General features: G+C 70.9%; 18 protein-coding genes. 9 read left to right on the top strand and 9 right to left on the bottom strand.

Annotated features, from left to right (window positions below; translation table 11 throughout):
* Positions 1 to 166: 166 nt before the first annotated feature.
* The 7 genes from NNW99_RS06215 (at position 167) to NNW99_RS06185 (ending at position 5,851) form a co-directional block, all read left to right on the top strand.
* The gene (locus NNW99_RS06215) at positions 167 to 418 is read left to right on the top strand and encodes a hypothetical protein (protein ID WP_184588829.1); all 252 of its coding nucleotides are present in this window, start codon (positions 167 to 169) and stop codon (positions 416 to 418) included.
* Positions 415 to 780, top strand: a complete 366-nt coding sequence (locus tag NNW99_RS06210; RefSeq protein WP_189721355.1) for a helix-turn-helix domain-containing protein — start codon at positions 415 to 417, stop codon at positions 778 to 780. The genes NNW99_RS06215 and NNW99_RS06210 overlap by 4 nt, the downstream gene beginning before the upstream one ends.
* 143 nt (positions 781 to 923) lie before the next feature.
* Positions 924 to 1,433 (top strand): 2-oxo-4-hydroxy-4-carboxy-5-ureidoimidazoline decarboxylase, encoded by a 510-nt coding sequence (uraD, locus tag NNW99_RS06205; protein WP_215117687.1) that lies wholly within the window; start codon positions 924 to 926, stop codon positions 1,431 to 1,433.
* A gap of 7 nt (positions 1,434 to 1,440) precedes the next feature.
* The gene (gene uraH / locus NNW99_RS06200; RefSeq protein WP_215117686.1) at positions 1,441 to 1,833 is read left to right on the top strand and encodes a hydroxyisourate hydrolase; all 393 of its coding nucleotides are present in this window, start codon (positions 1,441 to 1,443) and stop codon (positions 1,831 to 1,833) included.
* Between the two features lie 4 nt (positions 1,834 to 1,837).
* The gene (pucL, locus tag NNW99_RS06195; protein WP_215117685.1) at positions 1,838 to 2,761 is read left to right on the top strand and encodes a factor-independent urate hydroxylase; all 924 of its coding nucleotides are present in this window, start codon (positions 1,838 to 1,840) and stop codon (positions 2,759 to 2,761) included.
* 109 nt (positions 2,762 to 2,870) lie between these two features.
* Positions 2,871 to 4,250, top strand: coding sequence for an 8-oxoguanine deaminase (locus tag NNW99_RS06190; RefSeq protein WP_215117684.1), 1,380 nt, complete (start codon positions 2,871 to 2,873; stop codon positions 4,248 to 4,250).
* Positions 4,251 to 4,468: 218 nt separating this feature from the next.
* Positions 4,469 to 5,851, top strand: coding sequence for a nucleobase:cation symporter-2 family protein (locus NNW99_RS06185; RefSeq protein ID WP_215117683.1), 1,383 nt, complete (start codon positions 4,469 to 4,471; stop codon positions 5,849 to 5,851).
* Positions 5,852 to 5,886: 35 nt separating this feature from the next.
* On the opposite strand, the gene NNW99_RS06180 is transcribed toward NNW99_RS06185, so the two are convergent.
* From NNW99_RS06180 to NNW99_RS06165, 4 genes are all read right to left on the bottom strand, one after another.
* Positions 5,887 to 6,429, bottom strand: coding sequence for a hypothetical protein (locus NNW99_RS06180; RefSeq protein ID WP_215117682.1), 543 nt, complete (start codon positions 6,427 to 6,429; stop codon positions 5,887 to 5,889).
* The gene (locus NNW99_RS06175) at positions 6,430 to 6,852 is read right to left on the bottom strand and encodes a thioesterase family protein (RefSeq protein ID WP_215117681.1); all 423 of its coding nucleotides are present in this window, start codon (positions 6,850 to 6,852) and stop codon (positions 6,430 to 6,432) included.
* 65 nt (positions 6,853 to 6,917) lie between these two features.
* Positions 6,918 to 7,553, bottom strand: coding sequence for a hypothetical protein (locus tag NNW99_RS06170; protein ID WP_215117680.1), 636 nt, complete (start codon positions 7,551 to 7,553; stop codon positions 6,918 to 6,920).
* A gap of 111 nt (positions 7,554 to 7,664) precedes the next feature.
* Positions 7,665 to 8,921 (bottom strand): MFS transporter, encoded by a 1,257-nt coding sequence (locus NNW99_RS06165; protein WP_215117679.1) that lies wholly within the window; start codon positions 8,919 to 8,921, stop codon positions 7,665 to 7,667.
* A 130-nt stretch (positions 8,922 to 9,051) separates the two neighbouring features.
* On the opposite strand from NNW99_RS06165, the gene NNW99_RS06160 reads away from it, so the two are divergent.
* Positions 9,052 to 9,936, top strand: a complete 885-nt coding sequence (locus NNW99_RS06160) for a winged helix-turn-helix transcriptional regulator (RefSeq protein WP_215117678.1) — start codon at positions 9,052 to 9,054, stop codon at positions 9,934 to 9,936.
* 57 nt (positions 9,937 to 9,993) lie between these two features.
* Here NNW99_RS06160 and NNW99_RS06155 read toward each other — a convergent pair whose 3' ends face one another.
* From NNW99_RS06155 to NNW99_RS06145, 3 genes are all read right to left on the bottom strand, one after another.
* Positions 9,994 to 10,197, bottom strand: coding sequence for a DUF397 domain-containing protein (locus NNW99_RS06155; protein ID WP_215124179.1), 204 nt, complete (start codon positions 10,195 to 10,197; stop codon positions 9,994 to 9,996).
* Positions 10,197 to 11,021 (bottom strand): helix-turn-helix transcriptional regulator, encoded by an 825-nt coding sequence (locus NNW99_RS06150; RefSeq protein WP_215124178.1) that lies wholly within the window; start codon positions 11,019 to 11,021, stop codon positions 10,197 to 10,199. Before NNW99_RS06150 ends, NNW99_RS06155 begins: the two co-directional genes overlap by 1 nt.
* 172 nt (positions 11,022 to 11,193) lie before the next feature.
* Positions 11,194 to 12,402: a pyridoxal phosphate-dependent aminotransferase gene (locus tag NNW99_RS06145; RefSeq protein WP_215117677.1), complete on the bottom strand. Its 1,209-nt coding sequence runs from the start codon at positions 12,400 to 12,402 to the stop codon at positions 11,194 to 11,196.
* 88 nt (positions 12,403 to 12,490) lie between these two features.
* Between NNW99_RS06145 and NNW99_RS06140 the strand changes: the two genes are divergently transcribed.
* On the top strand, positions 12,491 to 13,117 hold the full coding sequence (locus NNW99_RS06140; RefSeq protein WP_215117676.1) for a helix-turn-helix domain-containing protein: 627 nt from the start codon (positions 12,491 to 12,493) through the stop codon (positions 13,115 to 13,117).
* A 42-nt stretch (positions 13,118 to 13,159) separates the two neighbouring features.
* Here the strand turns inward: NNW99_RS06140 and NNW99_RS06135 are convergent, their stop codons facing one another.
* Positions 13,160 to 13,972, bottom strand: a complete 813-nt coding sequence (locus NNW99_RS06135; protein ID WP_215117675.1) for a hypothetical protein — start codon at positions 13,970 to 13,972, stop codon at positions 13,160 to 13,162.
* Positions 13,972 to 15,252 (bottom strand): VWA domain-containing protein, encoded by a 1,281-nt coding sequence (locus NNW99_RS06130; RefSeq protein WP_215117674.1) that lies wholly within the window; start codon positions 15,250 to 15,252, stop codon positions 13,972 to 13,974. The genes NNW99_RS06135 and NNW99_RS06130 overlap by 1 nt, the downstream gene beginning before the upstream one ends.
* Between the last annotated feature and the right edge of the window lie 10 nt (positions 15,253 to 15,262).

The following is a 15,262-nucleotide window of genomic DNA, read 5'->3' as shown; positions in this document are numbered from 1 at the left end:
AGCCGGGCCCGGCTCACGGTCCAGGCCGACGGCATCGCGCATATGCCCAACCTCGCTCCGGCCGCGTTAAGGTCGAGTCGGAGCGGCTGGGCGCACCGGCGCTCAGTGCCCTCTCGGTCGGAGGACTGAGAGAATATGCAGGTCAGGGCGATGCCGTGGGGGCGCAGTGCGATTGAGAGTGGAGTTCACGACCGAGCCCTTCGACCTGGACGAGGCACCCGCGCACGCGCTGGTGGCCCGCGAGGTCGTCGAGGCCGCCGAGCTGGACGCCGTGGACGTCGGCCCGTTCGGCAACACCGCGGAGGGCGGTGCCGACGCGGTGCTCACCGCCGTGGACGCCCTGCTCCGCAAGGCCCTGGAGGCCGGCGCCACCCGGATCTCGCTCCAGGTCAACGTGGCCGAGGAGGGCGAGGCGTGAGCGGCGCCGGGGACGAGCCGTTCATCGCGGCCGTGAAGCCCCTGGTCGACGCCATGGGCGGGGAGATGATCCCGCCGGACGAGGCCGGCCCCGACGACGTCGTTCTGGCCTGGGAGGGCAGCGACGCCGTCGCCGTACGGCTGCCGCAGCTCGCCGACTCCCTCGATCACATCCTCGCCGCGATGGAGCGTCGCAAGGGGCCGCTGGCCGACCTGGACCGCAAGGCGAAGCAGGAGGTCGTACGGATACTCGAGGCGCGCGGCGCCTTCTCCGTGCGGCACGGGGTGGAGACCGTGGCGAGCGCCCTCGGCGTCAGCCGCTTCACCGTCTACAACTACCTGAACCGCGAGAAGGGCGCCTGACCGGCCGCCGTATCCCCGTCCGTATCGGCATCCGTATCGGCGTCGCGAATTTTCAACAAACTGTTGACGTGTCGTCGCGGGAGGGCGTTAGCTATCGGCACGCCCGTTCAGCACGAAGGCCGTAACCGGCCACGGAGGCTCCCGTGACTTCCCCTTCCACGCCGCCGGGCCTGGCCCGGTTCAACACCGTCGAGGAGCACGCGGCCCGCGTCGCGCTCCACGAGGCGTGCGCCTCCACGGCGTGGGCGAAGCGGCTGCTCACCGCCCGCCCCTACGCCACCCCCGAGGACCTGTACGCCGCGAGCGACGCCGCCATGGCGGACCTGACGGTCGCGGACCTGGAGGAGGCGATGGCCGGCCACCCGCCCATCGGCCGCCCCAAGGCCGGCGACCCCACCTCGGCCCGGGAACAGCGCGGCATGTCCGGCGCCTCCGACGCGCTCAAGGCGGAGATGCTGGAGCTGAACCTCGCCTACCAGGAGAGGTTCGGCCATGTCTTCCTGATCTGCGCCACCGGCCGGACCGGCGAGCAGATGCGCGACGCGGTCAGGGAACGGCTCGGCAACCCGCCGGAGCGGGAGCGGGAGATCGTCCGCACCGAACTGGGGAAGATCAACCGCATCCGTCTGGCCCGACTCGTCGAAGAGGACTGACAGCAGCATGAGCACCTCCGCCACCGCCTCCGTGTCCACCCACATCCTGGACACCAGCGTCGGCCGCCCCGCCGAGGGCGTCGCCGTCCAGCTCTCCGCCCGCTCGGGCCGGGACGCGGACTGGCAGACCCTCGGCGGCTCCGCGACCGACGCGGACGGGCGGTGCAAGGACCTGCCGGCGCTGCCGGAGGGCACCACACACGTACGGCTCGACTTCGCCGTGGAGCCGTATTTCGAGAAGAAGCAAGCCGATGCGCAGCAGGACGCCCCCGCGAATCGGGACAGCGGTGCCGTGTTCTTCCCCGAGGTGGCGATCACCTTCGCCGTGAACCCCGGAGAGCATTACCACGTGCCGCTGCTGCTCAACCCGTTCGGCTACTCCGTATACCGAGGGAGCTAGCTACATGCCCACGATCCTGGGACAGAACCAGTACGGCAAGGCCGAGAACCGAGTCGTAAAGATCACGCGGGACGGCGCCACCCACCACATCAAGGACCTGAACGTGTCCGTGTCGCTGAGCGGCGACATGGAGGAGGTCCACTACTCCGGCTCCAACGCCAACGTCCTGCCGACCGACACCACCAAGAACACGGTGTACGCGTTCGCCAAGGAGCACGGCATAGAGTCCGCCGAGCAGTTCGGCATCCACCTCGCCCGGCACTTCGTCACCTCGCAGGAGCCGATCAAGACCGCCCGGATCCGCATCGAGGAGTACGCCTGGGAGCGGATCGAGGCCGCCGACGCCAACTCCCGCTTCATCGGCGCCGACGAGGTCAAGCACTCCTTCGTCCGCAAGGGCCAGGAGACGCGCGTCACGCAGATCACCTACGACGGCTCGTCGTGGGAGGTGATCTCCGGTCTGAAGGATCTCGTCGTGATGAACTCGACCAACTCCGAGTTCTGGGGCTACGTCAAGGACAAGTACACGACGCTGAAGGAGGCCTACGACCGCATCCTGGCCACCCAGGTCTCCGGCCGCTGGCGCTTCAACTGGACCGACGACGACCAGCGCATGCCCCACTGGGAGAAGTCCTACGAGCAGACGAAGAGGCACATGCTCCAGGCCTTCGCCGAGACGTACTCGCTGTCGCTCCAGCAGACCCTGTACCAGATGGGTTCGCGGATCATCGAGAACCGCGGCGAGATCGACGAGGTCCGCTTCTCCCTGCCGAACAAGCACCACTTCCTGGTCGACCTGGAGCCGTTCGGGCTGAAGAACGACAATGAGGTGTACTTCGCCGCCGACCGCCCCTACGGCCTGATCGAGGCGACGATCCTGCGGGACGGCTGCGAGCCGCGCATCCCCGTGGACCTCACCAATCTCTGACGTCCCGCTTTTTCGGCACCCGTGGCCGGGGGAACCCGTCTCCCGGCCGCGGCACTCAAACTCCCGGGGTCCTGCCGTGCCCACTCCACAACAGCGCAAAGGACGAACCATGGCAGCAGACCGGCGCATCGTCATCGAGAACTGTGCGATCGCGACCGTCGACGCGCACGACACCGAGTACGCCTCCGGGTACGTCGTCCTCGCCGGCAACCGCATCGAGTCGCTCGGCGCGGGCACGGCCCCCGAGGGCCTGGAGAACGTCGTACGCCGTATCGACGCCTCCGGTCATCTCGTGACCCCCGGCCTGGTCAACACCCACCACCACTTCTACCAGTGGATCACCCGGGGTCTGGCCACGGACCACAACCTCTTCGACTGGCTGGTCGCGCTCTACCCGGTCTGGGCGCGCATCGACGAGCCGATGGTGCGAGCGGCGGCCCAGGGCTCGCTCGCCGTGATGGCCCGCGGCGGAGTCACCACCGCCATGGACCACCACTACGTCTTCCCGCAGGGCTCCGGCGACCTGTCCGGCGCGATCATCGGCGCCGCCCGCGACATGGGCGTCCGCTTCACCCTCGCGCGCGGCTCCATGGACCGCAGCGAGAAGGACGGCGGCCTGCCCCCGGACTTCGCCGTCGAGACCCTGGACGGCGCGCTGGCCGCGACCGAGGAGACCGTCCGGCAGCACCACGACTCCTCCTTCGACGCCATGACCCAGGTCGCCGTCGCGCCCTGCTCGCCCTTCTCCGTCTCCACCGAACTGCTGCGGGACGGGGCCCAGCTCGCCCGCCGGCTCGGCGTACGGCTCCACACCCACGGTTCGGAGACCGTGGAGGAGGAGAAGTTCTGCCACGAACTGTTCGGCATGGGCCCGACCGACTACTTCGAGTCCACCGGCTGGCTCGGCGAGGACGTGTGGATGGCGCACTGCGTCCACATGAACGACTCCGACATCGCCGCGTTCGCCCGGACCAGGACGGGCGTCGCGCACTGCCCCTCCTCCAACGCCCGCCTCGCGGCCGGTATCGCCCGGGTCCCCGACATGCTCGCGGCCGGTGTTCCGGTCGGCCTCGGTGTCGACGGCACCGCCTCGAACGAGTCCGGCGAACTCCACACCGAGCTGCGCAACGCCCTCCTCATCAACCGCCTCGGCCCGCACAGGGAAGCCGCGCTGAACGCCCGTCAGGCCCTGCGCCTGGGCACCTACGGCGGTGCCCAGGTCCTGGGCCGGGCGGCGGAGACCGGCTCCCTGGAGCCGGGCAAGCTCGCCGACCTGGTCCTGTGGAAGCTGGACACGGTCGCCCACGCCTCCATCGCCGACCCCGTGACCGCCCTGGTCTTCGGCGCGGCGGCCCCGGTCACCGCCTCCTTCGTCGACGGCCGGCAGATCGTCGAGGACGGGCGGCTGCTCACGGCCGACGAGGACGCCATCGCCCGCTCCACGCGGGACGAGGCCCAGCGGCTGGCGAGGATCGCCGCGCAGGGCTGAACACCCCGATGACTCCGGCCGGGAGGGACGGCTCCCGGCCGGTGGCCGTGGACCCGAGCGGGGACCACGGTGCCGTCTCCGGGGCGCGCGGATGCGTGCGCCCCGGAACGGTCCTCCCGTCATCCGCACGTCCGGTCCCGCACGACCACCCGCACCACCTCCTTGACACCCACGGCAGCCATCGACGCGGCCGTGTACCCGACCGGAGGGACGCCGCCGTGGCCGACCACCCCGTTGACGAAAAACTCCCCGCGCTCAAGATGGCGACGACCGGCCTCCAGCACGTGGCCGCCATGTACGCCGGAGTCGTCGCCCCACCCCTGATCGTCGGCGCGGCCATCGGCCTGTCCGCCACCGATCTGACCTTCCTCACCGGCGCCTGCCTGTTCACCGCGGGCCTCGCCACGTTCCTGCAGACCCTGGGCATCTGGAGGATCGGCGCCCGGCTGCCCTTCGTCAACGGCGTCACCTTCGCCGGTGTCGCCCCGATGACCGCGATCGTCGCCTCCACCGAGGACAAGTCCGACGCCCTGCCGATCATCTTCGGCGCGGTCATCGTCGCCGGACTCCTGGGATTCATCGCCGCCCCCTTCTTCAGCAAGGCGGTTCGCTTCTTCCCGCCGGTGGTGACGGGGACGGTCATCACCCTGATAGGCATCTCCCTCCTCCCGGTCGCCTTCGGGTGGGCGCAGGGACCCGACCCGGCGGCGCACGACTACGGTTCGGCGACCAACCTGGGGCTGGCCGCCGTCACCCTGCTGATCGTGCTGCTCCTGCGCCGCTTCACCACCGGCTTCGTCAAACAGATCGCGGTGCTGCTCGGCCTGGTCGCGGGCACGCTGATCGCGATCCCGTTCGGTGCCACGGACTTCGGCCCGGTCGCGGACGCGGCCGTCATCGGCTTCCCGACCCCGTTCCACTTCGGCGCCCCGCAGTTCCAGTTGGCCGCGATCATCTCCCTCTGCGTGGTCATGGTGGTCTCGATGACCGAATCGACCGCCGACATGCTGGCGTTGGGCGAGATAGTCGACCGCCCGGCCGACGAGAAGACCATCGCGGCCGGCCTGCGCGCCGACACCCTCGGCTCGGCGATCAGCCCGCTCTTCAACGGCTTCATGTGCAGCGCCTTCGCGCAGAACATCGGCCTGGTCGCCATGACCAGGATCCGCAGCCGCTATGTCGTCGCCACCGGCGGCGGCTTCCTGGTGCTGATGGGCCTCTGTCCCATGGCCGCCTCCCTGATCGCCGTCGTGCCCCGCCCCGTCCTCGGCGGCGCGGGCGTGGTCCTGTTCGGCTCGGTCGCCGCCAGCGGTATCCAGACCCTGGTCAGGGCCGGCCTGGACAAGGACAACAACGTCCTGATCGTGGCCGTCTCCCTGGCCGTCGGCATCATCCCCATCACGGCCCCGGAGTTCTACCACGCGTTCCCGGAGACGGCCCGGATCGTCCTGGACTCCGGCATCTCGACCGGATGCGTGGCAGCGGTCCTGCTCAACCTGGTCTTCAACCACCTGGGCAACAAGGACGCACAGGACGTCACCCATCCCATGGAGGCGGGCGAGGAACTCACCGGCACCAGCCGGGCCCCGGCCGCCCCCTGAGATCGGCGCGAGAGGTGGAGCGAGGCAGGGGCCCGTCAGTCCTCCGACGGGGCGCCGGAGGTGCGGGAACCGGAGCCGCCCGGCTTCGGCGGGGCCCATGAGGGCTCGGCCTTCGCCTCGGCCGGGTCGGGCTCGGCGAGGGTGAGTCCCCAGGAGTCGTCCTCGCCGATACGGGCCTCGATCTCCTTGATCTGGCCGCTCTTGCCGAAGTAGAGGACCACGACCTGCCGCACGGAACCCTCGTCGTAGAAGTCCGCGGTCACGTCCTCCTCGGCGGCGGCGCCGAAGGCCTTGACCCAGTTCCGGGCCGTGGCGTCGGCCTGCTCGTCGTCGACGGCGAGTGCCGCCAGCCCGGCGGTGTCACCGTCCGCGAGTCGCCAGACGGCCTGCTGCACCGTCTCGAGGCTTCCCGCGGACGGGTAGCCGACGACCTTCAGGGGTCGGTGATTGCCGTAGTCGGTCTGATACGTCAGGGACTTGTCGTCCGATGCGCAGCCCGTCAGAAGTCCGCCCGCGACGACGGCGGACAGTGCGAAGCGGGTGGGTCGGCCGGTACCTGGATGCGGTGAGTTGATCATTTAGAGCCCGAACAACCCCGGGTCCGAGGCCAGTTCCTTGAAGACCTTCGCGGGGTCGGCGACCAGCCTGCGTTCCTTGAGGTCGAGGATGCCGCCGACCGCCGTGATCTCGGCGGCCACCGTGCCGTCGGTCTTGCGGACGGTCTGTTCGATGCGGAAGGTCTTGCCGCCGCCCCAGTCGAAGGCGCAGGTCACCTCGACCTCGTCGCCCGCGAGCAGCTCCCGTTTGTAGCGGATGGTCGTCTCCAGGGCGACCGGGCCCACGCCGGTCCCGGTGAGTGCGGACTGGCTGATGCCCGCCGCGTGCAGCAGTGACCAGCGGGCGTGTTCCGCGTAGTTCAGGTACACGCTCTGGTTGAGGTGACCCTGTACGTCGGTCTCGTAACCACGGACGGTCACAGGGACGGAAAACGGCTCGCTCACGGCATTCCCCTCTCGCACCGGACTCTCATGCAGCGCACAACGATCCACCGATCTTGGCATGCCCATCACGCTCGGCGCGGCGAAGCCAGGAGATACCGGGTTCCGGTGCGCGGTTCGCGGTGGTCGCTCACCTGCCAGCCTGCCCCCTCCAGAACGGCCGCGCAGGCGCGCAGCGCCTCGCCGTCGGGCTCGTGCACGGCCACGGCCTCCGGCTGTGGGGTCGTCCGCACCCGGTATCCCTCCTCGGAGCCCCGCACGGACGGCTGATGCCCGGCCGCCTCCAGGGCGAGCGCGGCGGCCTCCGCCAGATGCGTGCGCTCCCAGCCGCAGGGCCGGTCCACGGACCCGTCCGGGTTGGTCATCCGGCGCAGCTCCAGCAGGCCCTGCCAGGCGCTGTGCACCTCACGGCGCCGGGCCGGACGCCCTGTCTCCGGCGCCGCCTCCTCACCCCCGACGCGCGCCGCGAACACCCCCGTCGACGCGGGAGCCTCAGCGGCCGGCTCGGGCGTCCCCGTCACGCCCTGCCGTATCCGATGCCCCTCCGGTGTCAGAAAGTGATCGTGCGGCGGCCGGGGGTGCCGGAAGGCCAGCCCGCGCTTCACCAGCGCGGCGAGCTGCGCCTCCGTACCCCTGAGCCGCCCGGTCACCGGGTCGGCGGCGTCGATGACACGCCGCTGCGCGGCGGTCGGCGGTCGGGTCACGGCGCGCTCCTCTCCGGCGCAGGCCTCGGGGCACTCGCCCCATCTGCTCGAAGGCTACGACCCGCCACTGACATTCCCAGCCGGGACCGCTCCCCGCCCGGGGCGTCCGTGTCAGACGAGGTCCCGGCGGCGGCCCACAGGCGCCGTGAGCAGATACAGCGGCGGCAGGAGCGCGGCCGCGCACACCGTCCACAGGGTCGCGCGCGTCCCCGCGTACGTGGCGAGCAGGCCGGCGCTGAGGGCGCCGAGGGGCTGGGCGCCCCAGGAGACGAAGCGGACGGTGGCCATGACACGGGAGAGAAGCTCGGGCGGCGACTCGGTCTGGCGGTGGGTGCGGGTGGTGATCGACCCGATGGCGACGCCGCAGGCGAAGCCGGCGTTGCCCAGGGCGAACCAGTACGCGTCGGCGGCGGATGTGGTCAGCGGGACCAGCAGGGCGGCACCGCCCCCGGCCAGCGCCGCACCGACGAGGCCCCGGGCCGTGCCGAACCGCCGGGTGAGGCGAACCGCCACGGCGGCACCCGCGAGCGCGCCGACTCCGTCCACGGCGAGCACCAAGCCGAGTTCTCCGGGCGTCAGTCCGGCCTCCCGGACCAGGTACAGGGGAGTGAGGGCGACCAGGGCGGCGCAGACGAAGTTCGTCGCGGTGGCCCAGAGCATGCAGGGCAGCATCACCGGGTGCCGCGTCACATACGTCCAGCCCTCGCGGATCAGCCGGAGGGCGCCGTCGCCGGAGCGGGGAGCGGGACGGCGCTCGGGGAGGGTGCGCAGCAGCACGGCGGAGAGCAGATAGCTGGCCGAGTCCACCAGGAGTGCGCCGACCGGGCCCGCGGCCTGCACGAGGAGGCCGCCCCCGGAAGGCCCTCCGGTCTCGGTGACGGCGTGCGTGCCGGACATCAGGCTGTTGCGGGCGGCGAGCTGCCGGTCCGGGACGATGGCGGGCAGAAAGGTCGAGTTGCCGATGTCGAAGAGCACGGTCGCGGCGCCGGTGACCAGAGCGGCGAGCAACAGGTGCTGGTAGGTGAGCCGGTCGAGCCACCAGGCGAGCGGGAGGGACCCCACGGCGGCGAACCGTACGAGATCGAGGGTGACCTGGAGGCTGCGGAGCGGGACGCGCTGGGCGATCACTCCGGCCGGGAGGCTGAGCAGCAGCCAGGAGATCTGTCCGGCGGCGGCGAGCAGGGCGGCCTGTAACGCCGTGACGTCGAGGACTGTGAGAGCGACCAGGGGAAGAGCGAGGGCGGTGACGGCTGTGCCCGCGTCGCTGACGGTGGCAGCGGCCCAGTAGCGCCAGAAGACGGCCGGAGGCGTGGTCGCGCGGTGAGTGCGGTGGAGATCGTGCTCCGGGACCGTCGGCGTCTCGCTCATGCGATGCCCATCCTCCAGTGAGTCTCTTTTGGGAACTTACCTGACCTCGAATCAGTTCCTATCCGGAACTGACCCCATGGCGCAAGATGGTTTCGAAGTCAGGACGTTGGATCCGCGAGATGGGAGGCTCATGGTCAGGTCGGTGCCCCAGCGGGACGCCGCCTGTGCGATCGCGCAGGCGGCGGCGGTGGTCGGGGACTGGTGGAGCCTGCTCCTGGTCAGGGAGACCGCACGCGGGCACCACCGGTTCGACGCGCTTCAGGGGGAGTTGGGGATCTCCCGGAAGGTGCTGACCGAGCGCCTCGCGCACCTGGTGGAGTCGGAGGTCCTGGCGAGGGTGCCGTATCAGACCGGCCCGGTGCGGTACGAGTACCGGCTCACGGAGAGCGGGCGGGGGCTGCTGCCCGTGCTGCTCGCGATGCAGGACTGGGCGGACCGCTGGCTGCTCGGCGACGGCTCACTGAGCGGCACGGCCGACGCGGACAGCGCGGAGGCGCTGCGCGTGGCGGGCCTGGTGGGTGAGCGGCTGCCGGTCCTCGAACTGCCGGGGCACCGCGACGGTGAGCCGCTGGACCCGGTGGCCGAGGCCGCCGCCACCGTGCTGTTCTGCTACCCCGCGACCGGTCGCCCGGCTCCGTTGCCGGACGGGTGGGCCGACATTCCGGGTGCCATCGGCTGCACGCTGGAGAACCGGCTGTTCCGGGACGCGTACGACGACTTCCGCGCGGCGGGCGCCGAAGTGCGTGGCGTGAGTACCCAACGCCCGGACGAGCAGCGGGTGTTCGCGGCCGAGGAGGGCATCCCCTTCACCTTGCTCTCGGACGTCGACCTGCGCCTCGCCGCCGCTCTGCGGCTGCCGGTGTTCCGTGCCGGGCAGGCGCTGCGGGTGAAGCGGGCGGTGCTGGTGGTGGACCGCGAACGCGTGGTGCGCCAGGCGCACTTCCCGGTCACGGACATCCCGGGGGCGGTGCGCGAGGCGCTGGCGGTGGTACGGGCGGTGGCGGCGGGAAACTGAACGTGTCGACGCCCCGGGCCGGTACGGAACCGGACGCGGGGCGTCAGTGGGCGTACTTCAGTGATCTGCGGCGTACGAGACGAAGGCGGCCCACTGCTGAGCCCCGAAAGCGAGTTGCGCGCCCTGCACGCGCTTCGAGTCCCGTATGTGAATGCTCTGGGGCGCGAAGGCGACCTCCACGCACTCCGGGCCATCAGCGGTGCTGTAGCTGCTCTTGAACCACTCCAGCGCGTAACCGTTGCCCGACGTGGGGTTGGTCATCATGTCTCTCCCAATGCTTTTTCAATAAAGGCCAGCGACTCGCGGGGCGTGAGAGCTTGGGCCCGGATGATGCCATAGCGGACCTCGAAGACCTGGATCTCCCTGGGGTGCGAGATCAGGCGACTGGTGAGCTGCACCTCGTTGTGCGCCACCGTGTCTCCCTTCTGAAGGCGCAGCAACTGGAGCGATCCGTCCAGACCGGCGTGGTCCTCACGATCCGTGGGCATCACCTGGATCTCCACGTTTCGCCGTCGACCGACCTGCAACAGCCGTTCGAGCTGCTTCCGCATCACCATTCTGCCCCCGAGCGGACGGCGCAGCGTCACCTCTTCCAGGACGAAACTGAAGACGGGACTGGGCTGCCGGTCGAAGATCTCCTGCCGCGCCAAGCGTGCGGCGACGAGCCGTTCGACCTCGTCCTCGGCGAAGGGCGGACGCCGCATGCCGTACAGCGCTCCCGCGTACTCCGGTGTCTGGAGCAGGCCATGGACGACGGAGTTGGCGTAGGCGCACAGCTCGACCGCCTCGGCCTCCAACTTCGCCAGATCCCGCACCTTCTTCGGATACCGGGCCTCCTCCACGTCCCTGCGCAGCCCGACGATCAGCCCTCCGGCGTCCAGCACTTCATCGGCCGCCTCCAGAAACGTCCGGCTCGGCGCCCGCCGCCCCCTCTCCACCGAGGACACCTGCTCCTCGCTGTACCCGATGGCCGTCCCCAACTCGGCCTGTCGGAGCCCCTTTCGTTCGCGGCAGGTCTTGATGACCCTGCCGACCGTCCGCAGTACTCCCGCCGACTCCTCGTCGTCGGCACCGTACGGCTCCATCCCGTCCCCGGTCTGCGACCCCTGCACCGTCACGCCCACGCCCGGACACCTCCTTCTGTCGCCCGACTCCAACTCCCCGTCGGCGTCATGCGTAACGCGACGCCGCACCGGACAGAGCCGGACAGCGACCGGACAATGAGGCTGTGTACCGCCGTCCCCCTGGCTGACGGACCTACTGCCGATACCCGCCGAGGAACCGCCCGATCCGCCCGATCGCCGCCTCCAGGTCGTCCGCGTGCGGCAGGGTCAGGATCCGGAAGTGATCCGGGGTCGGCCAGTTGAAGCCCGTGCCCTGGACCACCTGGATCTTCTCGCGCAGCAGCAGGTCGAGGACGAACTTCTCGTCGTCGTGGATCTTGTGCACCTTGGGGTCGATGCGCGGGAAGGCGTACAGCGCGCCCTTGGGCTTCACGCAGGTCACGCCCGGGATCTCGTTGAGCTTCTCCCAGGCCACGTCCCGTTGTTCCAGCAGCCGCCCGCCCGGCCCGGTGAGGTCGCCGATGGACTGCCGGCCGCCGAGCGCGGCCTGGATGGCGTACTGGGCGGGCGCGTTGGCGCACAGCCGCATGGACGCCAGCATGGTGAGGCCCTCCAGGTAGTCCTTGGCGTGCTGCCTCGGGCCCGTGACGACCAGCCAGCCGGAGCGGAAGCCCGCCACCCGGTAGGTCTTCGACAGCCCGCAGAAGGTGAGGACGACCAGGTCGGGGGCGAGTGCGGCGGCCGAGTGGTGCACGGCGTCGTCGTAGAGGATCTGGTCGTAGATCTCGTCGGCGAACACCATCAGGCCGTGCCGCCGGGCGAGATCGAGGATGCCCTCGACGATCTCCTTCGGGTAGACCGCGCCGGTGGGGTTGTTGGGGTTGATGATCACGACCGCCTTGGTCCGGTCCGTGATCTTCGACGCCATGTCGTCCAGGTCGGGGTACCAGTCGGCCTGCTCGTCGCACAGGTAGTGGACCGCCTTGCCGCCCGCGAGGGTCGTCACCGCGGTCCACAGGGGGAAGTCCGGGGCGGGGATGAGGACCTCGTCGCCGTCCTCGAGCAGCGCCTGTACGGCCATGGAGACCAGCTCCGACACGCCGTTGCCGAGGAAGACGTCGTCGACTCCGACCTCCAGGCCCAGCGTCTGATAGCGCTGGGCCACCGCACGGCGGGCGGACAGGACGCCGCGCGAGTCGGTGTAGCCGTGCGCCTGCGGCAGCATCCGGATCATGTCCTGGACGATCTCCTCCGGCGCCTCGAAGCCGAAGAGCGCGGGATTGCCGGTGTTCAGGCGCAGCACGCTGTGCCCCGCCTCCTCCAGCGCGTTGGCGTGCTCGATGACCGGGCCGCGGATCTCGTAACAGACCTCGCTGAGCTTGCTCGACTGCCGGAACTCCATGCGCGCGCTTCCCCTCGGCCGATTGATGTTGCTTGGTTTTACCAAGTAGCCGCTTGGAAAGTCCAACAACTTGTCTAGACTGCGTCGCATGCCACCTCGCCGAAGCTACGACCAGTACTGTTCCGCCGCCCGCGCGCTCGACCTGGTCGGCGACCGCTGGACCCTGCTGATCGTCCGGGAGCTCCTCGCCGGTCCCCGCCGCTACACCGACCTGCACGCGGACCTGCCCGGCGTCAGCACGGACGTACTCGCCTCGCGGCTGCGGGACATGGAGCGCGACGGCCTCGCGACCCGGCGCAGGCTGCCACCGCCCGGCGCGGCCTCGGTGTATGAACTCACCGAGCGGGGGCGGGAGTTGCTGCCGGTGCTCCAGGCGCTGGGGGAGTGGGGGCAGGCGGACCTGGGGGAGCGGCGGCCGACGGACGCGGTACGGGCGCACTGGTTCGCCCTGCCCCTGCTGCGACAGCTGGACGGGGAGGGGCTGGTCGAAGTCCGGCTGGAGGAAGGGCATTTCCATCTCCACGCCGGTGCCGAGGACGGGCCCGTGTACGGCGACGGGCCCGCACCCGGGGAGCCTGACGCCCTGCTCGTCCTGGACACCGGCACGTGCACGGCCATCGGCCGGGGCGAGCTGAGCCTGGTCCAGGCCGTTAGGGAGGGCCGGGTCGAGGTGAGCGGGGAGGGCACGCTCGCGAAAGCGCTCCGCGACACATGACAGAAGGCCCGCACGAAGCGGGCCTTCCGAGTCCAGGAAAGGTCAGGCGGTCGGCGGCACCCGTGACGGCCGCCCCGAGCCGCGCGTCAGCGCGTACCCGGCGACCCCCGCCAGCGCGGCCAGCGCCCCGCCCACCGCGGTCCACACCCACCGGTCCGACCACCAGCCGGACGTCCAGCCGTCCTCGGGTTCGAGCCCGGCCAGGACCGCCGAGGACTCCTCCTCGTCCCCGGAACCGGACCCGGACCCGGACCGCGTCGCGATCCCCGGCACCAGCGGCTCGGCCAGCGAGCCGTCCACCGCCGCGGATCCGCCGATGTCCTTGGAGTCCACCCGTACTTCGGAGTCGACCGGGAGGCCCAGGTCGGCGGCGGCCACGCCGGTCGCCGTCAGGCGGACGTAGTACGTACCCGGCAGCGGGTCGTTCGCCCAGGGCTCCGACCAGGAGCGGACCGTGCGCAGCACGCAGGCCAGTTCCACGGAGGCGGCGTTCGCGGCGGCGGTGCGCGTCTGCGCACCGTACTGGCAGGCCTGGCGGCGGCGCAGCCCGTCGTACACGTCGATCTGCCAGGTCTGCGCGGCGTGGGTGTCCGGCAGCTTCACCGTCGCCGCGACCGTGGGGCGCTGCCCGGTGTCGGCGGGGAACGACCAGTACAGGTAGTCGCCCGTGGAGCCGCTCGCCGTGGCGCGCTGCCCCTGCTCGATCTCCGTCGCCGTACGGAAGGAGGTGCCCGCCTGAGTGGGCGCCGCCGAGGCGTCGTCCTGTGACGGACTCGGTGAGGAGTCGGCCGCGGCGGGCACGGCCGCCAGGCCCAGGGTCAGCAACGCGGCGCTCAACGCACGTATCACTCGCATCAGTTGGTCCTCCAGACCGCGAACCGCCAGCGCGACAGCCAGCCCCAGACGAGACCGGCGAGGAAGCCGGTGAGGATCAGCGCGCCGAGCAGCCACCAGCCGCGGCCGAGACCGAAGGAGGCCACGTCGCCCGCCTGGCTCGGGCCGTCTACGACGTCGACGGTCAGCTCCAGCGGCAGCCCGGGCGTGGTCTTCACTCCGGAGGCCGCCGAGAAGGAGTGGGTGACCGCGAGGCACACGGTCTCCGCGGCCGGCTTGTCGCTGTCACCGTCGTTGTCGTCACGCTCGGGCTCGGGGTATCTGAGCCCCGTCGAGATCACGTCCGTACGGCCGTTGCCCGCGGCCTCGCCGCGTACGATCTCCCGGCCCTTGACCGTCACGGCCCGCATCAGCACGCCGTAGCCGGGGTTCACGGCCCGGTCCGCCGCCACGCTCACCGAGGCGCGCAGCTCCTGCCCCGGCAGGACGTTCACCCGGTACCAGCGCTGCTGTCCGAACTCCTCCCGGTCGGAGTAGAGGCCGGACTTCAGCGTCGGGGCGGCGGTGCACCGGTCGGCGCCCTCGGTCGCCACCGGCGTCACCACCGGATCGGCCGCCCGGTCGACCAACTGGTTGACCTTGTCGGTGAGTTCGTCCTGGTGCTCCACCGAGGTGTACGTGCCGCCGGTGGCCTCGGCGATGCAGCTCAGCTGCCTGCTCAGCTTGGCGGTCGGCACCAGGCCCAGCGTGTCGATGGTCAGGCCGATGCCCTTCGCCGCTATCTCGCGGGCCACCTCGCACGGGTCGAGCGGGGCGCAGGTGTCCTCGCCGTCGCTGATCAGCACGATGCGCTTGGAGCCGTCGCCGCCTTCGAGGTCGTCGGCCGCCTTCAGCAGGGCCGGGCCGATCGGCGTCCAGCCCGTCGGGGTGAGCGTGGCGACGGCCGTCTTGGCCTCGGTGCGGTCCAGCGGGCCGACCGGGTAGAGCTGCGCGGTGTCCTTGCAGCCCGTCTTGCGGTCGTCGCCGGGGTAGTCGGCGCCGAGGGTGCGGATGCCGAGCTCGACCTCCTCGGGTGTCGCGTCGAGCACCTCGTTGAAGGCCTGCTTCGCGGCGGCCATCCGCGACTGTCCGTCGATGTCCCGCGCCCGCATCGAGCCGCTCACGTCGAGGACGAGGTCGACCTTGGGGGCGTCCTGGCCCGTGGGTTCGCCGGCGGCCGCTCCGGCCGGGAAGACGATCCCGGCCGTCAACGCGGCGAGCAGGGCACCCACGCCCGCCGCCAGTCGTTTTCTTGTGATCATCGGCGGATCT

Source organism: Streptomyces sp. CRCS-T-1 (genome assembly GCF_024442335.1).
GTDB classification, from domain to species: Bacteria; Actinomycetota; Actinomycetes; order Streptomycetales; family Streptomycetaceae; genus Streptomyces; species Streptomyces koelreuteriae.
The sequence above is the reverse complement of the archived record's forward strand: the minus strand, read 5'-3'. Positions and strand labels throughout refer to the sequence as shown.